The 5,899-nt window shown below is 40.8% G+C and carries 5 protein-coding genes and 2 pseudogenes; 2 read left to right on the forward strand and 5 right to left on the reverse strand.

Features of this window, described 5'->3' with window-relative positions:
- Nucleotides 1–119, reverse strand: a pseudogene (locus tag QTO06_RS24870) (GNAT family N-acetyltransferase); the annotation flags it as partial.
- Nucleotides 120–362: 243 nt separating this feature from the next.
- Between QTO06_RS24870 and QTO06_RS24875 the strand changes: the two are divergent.
- Nucleotides 363–1,130, forward strand: a complete 768-nt coding sequence (locus QTO06_RS24875; protein ID WP_331410279.1) for a BRO-N domain-containing protein — start codon at nt 363–365, stop codon at nt 1,128–1,130.
- A 185-nt stretch (nt 1,131–1,315) separates the two neighbouring features.
- Here the strand turns inward: QTO06_RS24875 and QTO06_RS24880 are convergent, their stop codons facing one another.
- Complete coding sequence (locus QTO06_RS24880; protein WP_017817956.1) at nt 1,316–1,777, reverse strand: GNAT family N-acetyltransferase; 462 nt, start codon at nt 1,775–1,777, stop codon at nt 1,316–1,318.
- A gap of 264 nt (nt 1,778–2,041) precedes the next feature.
- On the opposite strand from QTO06_RS24880, the pseudogene QTO06_RS24885 reads away from it, so the two are divergent.
- Nucleotides 2,042–2,345, forward strand: a pseudogene (locus QTO06_RS24885) (hypothetical protein).
- A gap of 219 nt (nt 2,346–2,564) precedes the next feature.
- On the opposite strand, the gene QTO06_RS24890 reads toward QTO06_RS24885, so the two are convergent.
- The 3 genes from QTO06_RS24890 to QTO06_RS24900 all read right to left on the reverse strand — a co-directional run bounded on the left by QTO06_RS24890 (nt 2,565) and on the right by QTO06_RS24900 (nt 5,103).
- A complete protein-coding gene (locus QTO06_RS24890; RefSeq protein ID WP_331410281.1) occupies nt 2,565–3,023 on the reverse strand; it encodes a GNAT family N-acetyltransferase in 459 nt (152 codons plus the stop codon).
- 138 nt (nt 3,024–3,161) lie between these two features.
- The gene (locus QTO06_RS24895; protein WP_017449618.1) at nt 3,162–3,518 is read right to left on the reverse strand and encodes a hypothetical protein; all 357 of its coding nucleotides are present in this window, start codon (nt 3,516–3,518) and stop codon (nt 3,162–3,164) included.
- Between the two features lie 667 nt (nt 3,519–4,185).
- Complete coding sequence (locus QTO06_RS24900) at nt 4,186–5,103, reverse strand: DUF2971 domain-containing protein (protein ID WP_331410283.1); 918 nt, start codon at nt 5,101–5,103, stop codon at nt 4,186–4,188.
- Nucleotides 5,104–5,899 lie beyond the last annotated feature (796 nt).

Below are 5,899 nucleotides of genomic sequence, written 5' to 3' on the forward strand. Positions count from 1 at the left end.
CCGCTGATGAAGTCGTCGAAACCATCGTAATGCCCAAAACTACAAAAGTATGCATCTTTTCTCGCAGCAACGCATAATTCGAAATCATCAATGTTTATCTGCCGAAAAGCAACTTCCATACTTACCTTTTCCTTCAAGCACCTAACGCCCTGTTAAGGTGTGAGCAACGCAATACCGATGCTTCCGCATACCACCTTAATCACTAAAACCAACGCATAGTAAAAATGCCACGCGTTGCGAATCACTCTTAAACAGTTTGTTAGCTGAAACCCTACGTCATTCTTGAAACTAAATATACATTTACGGATGATTCAGCGGTAATGTAATATGACTCTAATCCCTGAACTACTGTAGGCATAACAATGGACGATTTTTTTACGCTTAAATACAAGCATGATCATGTAATTCGAAGCTTTTACGCCAATGGAATTATATATGCCTGTTTACGAGATGTGTTAAAAACTCTTAGTGTAGAAAACCAGAAAATCAAAGAAAGCAATTCAAAGTCAATGCTGACCTTGCTGCAAGCTCAACGTGAACTGTTAGATGATGATGAACATAAAAACTTCATTTTGAAACATCCAGAAACTGGAGAAGAACGCAGCGAGACTTGCGTAACAGAACCAGGACTATATAGAGTACTTAGTAGAGATACATCCGAAGCCGGTAAAGCCTTTCAAAGATGGATATTTCATGAAGTAATCCCATCGATACGTGAACACAAACAGTACCCACCCCCTGTAAAAAACACCACTCCAGCGACAAGTGCTGACTTCGCCAATATGGATGTTACTGATACATCGCTTCAAATGATTGCTCACCTCGCAAACGGACTTATCGAAACGAGGAAAGAAATAGCTAACGTTAAAGCTGATGCAGAAAAGTTCAAATCCGAGACTAAAGCTCGGTTAGAAAACTTAGAAGATAAGGACAAGACCTACGGTTTAGTTTGCATGGATGAATTCATCAGCAACAACCCAGAAATCAAAGTATCCAGAGACCGTTTTTTAAGTGCTTGTGCAAACTACAAATTGAAAACAAATGGTAAGCATGTCGTCGTTTCTAGCCCGCGACAGGAAGATCGTCACTTCTTCGATATTGTAACCCTGAGTATTGCCAAAACTTCTTAGACAGCTTGTGTATAAACACCGGAGCCTAATCTGGCTCCGTTTCAGCTAACGCCCAATTAAGGTGTGAGGCACGCCATACCGATGCTCCCGCATGCCACCTTAATCACTAAAACCACCGCATAGTAAAAATGCCACGCGTGCCGAATCGCTCTTAAATTGTTTGTTATGTTTTGGTGTTCATCGAGCTAATCAAACTTTTTGAATAGATTATGCCCTGTGATCCCATACCCAAGACGAGTGTACAGCCTTAAAGCACCATTATTGCCATTTGCAACATGGAGCTTCAACCTTGTAATACCACTTTGTTTGAGGCGGGATTCAAGGTTTTTTATTACTAATTCGCCATAACCTGAGTTGCGATACTTTTGCTCTATGAAGAAGTCACAAATAAAAGCGGTTGAGTCTTCTACACTCTCTATGTACCAAAGATGACCTATAGATAGCTCCCCCAATTTAATCGAACAGACATAGTTACCGTCAGTATCAAGCTTATTGGGTAGTCTCATCTCGAAGTCTAGGGAAGCGAACTCAAAAGATTTCCTTTCAGAGTAGCCATAATTGGAGCTGATAGAACCAGCGTATTCTCGTATAAAGTTTTCACGAAACAGCTCAAAACAACCAGGTTCCATTTCAAATAGACTTATCACTTTACCCTCCTAAATCCTTGGAGTTGATTAAAAACATAACGCCCTGCTAAGGGGTGAGCAACGCAATACAAAAGCCGCCGCAAACCACCTTAATCACTAAAATCAACGCATGGTAAAAATGCCACGCGTTGCGAATCCCTCTTGAGCAGTTTGTTAGTCGCGAGGCACCGAGCGACAATTTTAAGCCGAACTAAACTTTGCGAATAACAAACTTTATGTGATTTGATGCACTTAAGTCAGGCGTAGTCTCAAAGCGGCTATTCAATGAAACCACATGGAACAGCCAACACCGCAGAAAACGGACTGACAACACCAAAAAGCGCTTTTGGAAAGCCAATCTCACAGTGCGGACTTTCAACAAAGTCACTGAAACCACGTGGAACTTACAACACCAGAGAAAACGTCATTTCAGTGAGTAAATCGGCTTTTGTACCCAACAAACCCACCGAGCGGAGTTGCAACCAAAAACAGACTCTCGATTGCCCTGCTCTGTCAGCACCAATGGACAAAACAACCGCTAGGACAGTTACAAAAATTTGGACTTAAAACAGTTGAAACTGAGTTTTGAGCATCGCCGACGCACCTGCGTATCAAACGATCATCAGCCAAATTTTAAGCTTAGAAACGTGATTTTGACTGCTAGCTTTTTCTGGCGACTAACGCCGCGTTAAGTAGTGAGCAACGCTACCACGAAACTTAACCATACCACCATAAACACAAAAACCAACGATAGAATGAAAAATGCCAAGCGTTGGGAATCTGTCTTAAACGCTTTGTTATGTGCGTGCTAATTGAGGTACTTTTGCCAATGCTGCTGCCCTTTCAAAACTACTCTGTAACCTTCGTAGTCCAATGAGCTGTAGAGCTTTTTAGCTGCAAAATTATCATCACCGACCTCTAATGTGATTTTGAGGTAATCATTATCACGACAATAATGTTCAATACCGTTCAGTTGCGCCTTGCCAACACCCTTACCACGAAAGTTGTCCGACACCATAAAATCATGGATATTCATCACTCTTTGCGCACGATAAGTTGAGAACGATTCAAAGCAAACCGCAAAGCCAGCAGGTTTATTGTCGACAAAACTGATAAATCCGTGGAAATAAGGCAACGCAAATAGCTGAGCAATTACTGAGAGATCTAGTTCAACAGAGAATCCAGATAGATACTCTTTGAATAGAGTCTCGAATATACTTTTGTCCTCAATGCTATCTGTTTCAATACGCCTGATTGTGATTTCCATATTCATTTCTACCAAAGCACATAACGCCTTGTTAAGGTGTGAGGCACGCAATACCGATGCTTCCGCATACCACCTTAACCACTAAAACCAACGCATAGTAAAAATGCCACGCGTGCTGAATCACTCTTGAACAATTTGTTAGTGTTCTTTCAACGCATGAATACTGGACTTAATTGCTTTAATAAGGTGATCTGATCGTGGATCGCTTTGATTGCCGTGTTCAAACAACATAAGCTCTAATACAGGAACTGATGCGAAAGCGAAATCTTTATAGCTTTGAAGTTGATAAATCGCCGCAATTTGCTGAACCATTTTTATGGTCTGTCCGCTCTCATCAACGCCAGAGGCTAGCAACACCATTTTATGAAGAGCTTCATATTGTTTCTGTTTTTGCTCTCTATTACGTTGGTCGATCCACTTAATCAGACCGATCACAAACGAGATTGCTGCTCCACACAAAGTGATAAGAGAAGCATATTTTAGTAACTCGTCCAAATTGTCTCCTTGAACACTAACGCCCTGTTAAGGTGTGAGCAACGCAATACCGATGTATCCGCATACCACCTTAAACACTAAAAACAACGCATAGTAAAAATGCCACGCGTTGCGAATCACTCTTAAACAGTTTGTTATGTGCGTGCTTAAACTGAACACCTGTACTCTCAGAACAGCTAATCGATATAAGAGGCGACCGCAACTGCACCAAAATAGAGTTCAAGAGCGAAGTAAAAAGTACACTTTTAGAGACTTTCTTCTTTAAAGTACTTTAACCATAAGAAGCGTGACAATGATGTATACGATGGCAACTAACATTCTATCCCTACATGTAGCTTGAGCCTAACCGACAACATTTAGTAACCTGAACAATCAAGGTGCTGGAAATGCAAAAAAGATATACAAGACTGCACCAAATACCGAGCCAGCCATGAACAAACCCAACTTTATTGCAGTACTTTTATCCGATTCCTTTTTGGACATAGTAATTCCTTTTACTAATTTAAAATGACTTGCATGCACATCTAAACGTTACGAACACCAGAGCACATAACGCCCTGTTAAGGTGTGAGCAACGCAATACCGATGCCACCGCATATCACCTTAAACACTAAACGCAACGCATAGTAAAAATGCCACGCGTTGCGAATCACTCTTAAACAGCTTGTTATACGAACATTTCTTCGAAACCCAAAGTAAAATGAGTTTTACTTAACTGAGCTTTGAAAATAGGTATATTTTTACTACCGATGAGAGTCTGAATTAACCTAGCATCCTCATCAGAAGCACGACATCCAACAAAAACCGCAGATATACAATCGGGTGGCAACTTAAACAAGAAAACAGATGTTGGTAAGACAGCTAAAGAGCCATAGATTTCATTCAGAATCACATCACTATGGCTATACTTCATTTCTTCACGATCATCAGTAGAATTACCGTCCCAGTCTTGATTATTGAACTGTTCGTATTCGATAAGATCAACTTCAAAAGTGACCGACAGTTCGTCCTCTGCAACGATATTAAACAGGTCTACATACAAGTTATCGTAAAACTCATGAAGCTGTTCGAACAGTTCACGCTCTACACGAACATAATCAGCTAGTCTCAACTTTGGTAAGATACGATGCTCTTTTTCGTATATCCAATCATCACTTTTAGTTAGAAGTAAGTCTTTAACACATACTTCAGTCTGTAAGGGTGAAAAGCGTTCCCTGTTGTATAGTACTCGTTCAATCGTATCTCTCATGGAAAGCTTGTAATTGAAAAAGTAATCTAACTTTTCATAGTCAAACTCTACAACAATCCCTTTATGTTCATGAGCGTAGTGAGACCACATCAAAAGATTATTGTAGTTTTCAGTAAATGATATAACACCAACTTCATTGAAATTACCATCAGTCGCAAATTGTTCAGCTTGTTCAAAGAAGTCTTCACCGAGCCCCTCACGAAGAACTTTATCCACTAAATCTTGTGCTGGACTCAATTCAAATGGATCATTCAAAACTCCACGTTGGCTTGCTCGTAGACAATAGTTGGAAAAAAACTCCTCTCGGAAAGGCATATATTTATAGATTTTCTTCATACTTCCCCGTTCGTATAACGCCCTGCTAAGGGGTGAGCAACGCAATACTGAAGCCGCCGCATACCGCCTTAATCACTAAAATCAACGCATAGTAAAAATGCCACGCGTTGCGAATCCCTCTTGAGCAGTTTGTTAGTTTGCAAACCCAAAGCGTTGATTTTAAGTCACTTTAAACTTTGCAAACAATAAACTTTATGTGCTTTGATGCATTTTAGTCAGGCGTAGTCTAAAAGCGGCTAGTCAATGAAACCACGTGAAACAAACAACGCCGCAGAAAACGAACTAACAACACCAAAAAGCGCTTTTGGAAAACCAATCTCACAATGCGGACTTTCAACAAAGTCATAGAAACCACATGCACTTACCACACCAGAGAAAACGTCCTCGCAGCGAGTAAATCGGCTTTTGCACCAACAAAGTCAACGAGCAGAATTTCAGCAAAAAACTTCGACTCAGTTAACCCAAAAGTCACCGCACAAAAGAAGAAATCAACCGTTGAAACGATGCCAATTCTGAATTTTCACCACGCTAGTTAACACTCAAATTGAACGCCGACACGACAATTTCAACTTTGAGCTTTTACCACTAGATCTTGCGATTTAGCTGCGTTTTTCCTCTTGCAAACTAACGCCCTGCTAAGGGGTGAGCAACGCAATACTGACGCCGCCGCAAACCACCTTAATCACTAAATTCAACGCATAGTAAAAATGCCACGCGTTGCGAATCCCTCTTGAGCAGTTTGTTAGTCGCGAGGCACCGAGCGACAATTTTAAGCCAAACTAAACTTTGCGAACAA

The organism is Vibrio sp. M260121, assembly GCF_036533715.1.
Lineage (GTDB): Bacteria > Pseudomonadota > Gammaproteobacteria > Enterobacterales > Vibrionaceae > Vibrio.

Coding starts and splice junctions, on each gene's coding strand:
- QTO06_RS24875 (WP_331410279.1), top strand. CDS start 363: ATGGACGATTTTTTTACGCTTAAATACAAGCATGATCATGTAATTCGA.
- QTO06_RS24900 (WP_331410283.1), bottom strand. CDS start 5,103: ATGAAGAAAATCTATAAATATATGCCTTTCCGAGAGGAGTTTTTTTCC.
- QTO06_RS24890 (WP_331410281.1), bottom strand. CDS start 3,023: ATGGAAATCACAATCAGGCGTATTGAAACAGATAGCATTGAGGACAAA.